We start from the raw sequence: 1,734 nt of genomic DNA, 5'->3' as shown, positions 1-1,734 counted from the left end.
GGCTGAACCCGGACCAGGAAGACCCGCTGGTTCAACGCGATCAGCGATTAGAAGCCGCCTGATTCCAGGTTCCAACAATCTTGACAGGCATCGCCGGTGCGCTGCTGGAAACGGCCTATGGGTATGTGCAGTTCTACCTGCTGCAGCCGGGCAACTGGCTGGGCTACCGCCCCGACTATGGCCGCCCCTGGGGCATCTTCCAGCAGGTCAACGTCATGGCCAGCTTCCTCGCCACGGGACTGGTGATCTCCGCCTGGCTGTATGGCGAGGCGAGAAATCGGATCGAGAAGGGCATTATCCTGCTGGCGCCGCTGTTCATGCCGGCCATGCTCTGGGTGATTGCCTCGCGCAGCGGCTGGTTGGGGGTGGCCATCGGCGTGCCGATGGTGCTGGTGCACCTGTGGGGACTGGATCGCGCCCGCTTCCGGCAGTGGGCCACTGCCCTGGGGACGGGGGTAATTCTTGCCGTGGTGGTGGGCCTCACCGCCGGTGAAGGTGGGCGCAGCGCCGAGGCGATCACCTCCCAGGGCCTGCGGCCCCAGGTGTATGAGCACAGCCTACGGATGATCGCCGAGAAACCCGTCGCTGGCTGGGGCTACGGACGCTTCCAACACGACTTCCTGCATAGCCATGCCGACTGGCGCACCGCCGAGGAGGGCCGCGCCCCGCTGCGCGAGAACTACGCCCATCCCCATAACGAGCTGCTCTACTGGGGCATCGAGGGTGGGGCATTACCGATGCTGGCCATCCTGGCCTTTGCACTCTGGGTCGCCTGGCGGGTGATCGCCCATGGGCCACGTGGGGAGAAGTGGCTGCTGCTCGCACTGCTGGTTCCACTATCCGTTCACTCAATGCTGGAGCTGCCCTTCTACCACTCGCTGGCCCACTGGCTGGTAATGTTGCTGATCATCGGCATGGTCAGCCAACGCTGCTGGGCAACTCAGGAAAAAGGTAATCGCTATACCTTCGGCATTCGCGTGGGAGCCTGGCTGGCGGTGCCGGTGGTTTGGGTATTTATGGGAACGCATCTGCAGACGCTATGGCAAATAAAGACATATATCGAGTCTGAGGGGAATGACGCCTTGGCTTTGACAACTGCAGTGAACCCTCTAGGAATCCCAAATGAAATTGAATTTCTTGTTATGACACAACATTTGACTGCTGCTAGGGAGCTGGGATGGACTGAAGATATTAAATATTATCAAGATTGGGCAGAGGAGCATGCAAAACTACTTCCTAGCTCAGCCCTTTATCAAAACCTAATGATAGCAAAAACTTACTCAGAAAATGACCCAGACTTTATCAATCGCTACAAAAGACTCTTTCCGCAATGGACGAAAACATTAAATAACAATAAATAGGAACAGCGGCTCACGATTAGGATCCACCCGCCTCATTTCACGAAGGCGCTGATCGGGCGGTCTGAAGACACTGGCTGGCGGCTTCGTTCATCAGGGTCGCCACCTTCAACGCGAGACTCCTTATAACTCTTGGGAATCAATGGAGATCATCAAAGCAGCCGTAACCTACGGCCGCTGCAGCGGTCGCTCGATTCCACATGCTGTAGTAGTCACGCCGCAGCGTGTCGGTATCGGTGAGATCGATCCAGCCCACCCGAGTTCGACAGTTAGAAGCGTAAACTAAGTGGCTATTCAAAATTAATCGTGCGCTCAGACCCGTAGCCGCCAAGTAGGCGACAGACCTCCTTGCTGAGGTGGTCAAATGAGAGATAGG

Annotated in this window: 1 protein-coding gene; it reads left to right on the top strand. The window is 57.3% G+C overall.

Going from position 1 to position 1,734, the window contains the following annotated elements:
• The first annotated feature begins 80 nt into the window (after positions 1–80).
• A complete protein-coding gene (locus tag BDK63_RS18220) occupies positions 81–1,361 on the top strand; it encodes a PglL family O-oligosaccharyltransferase (RefSeq protein WP_183334559.1) in 1,281 nt (426 codons plus the stop codon).
• Positions 1,362–1,734 lie beyond the last annotated feature (373 nt).

This window comes from Halomonas campaniensis, assembly GCF_014193375.1.
GTDB classification, from domain to species: domain Bacteria; phylum Pseudomonadota; class Gammaproteobacteria; order Pseudomonadales; family Halomonadaceae; genus Halomonas; species Halomonas campaniensis.
Note: the sequence above shows the minus strand (reverse complement) of the source record. Positions and strands in the feature narration are given on the sequence as shown.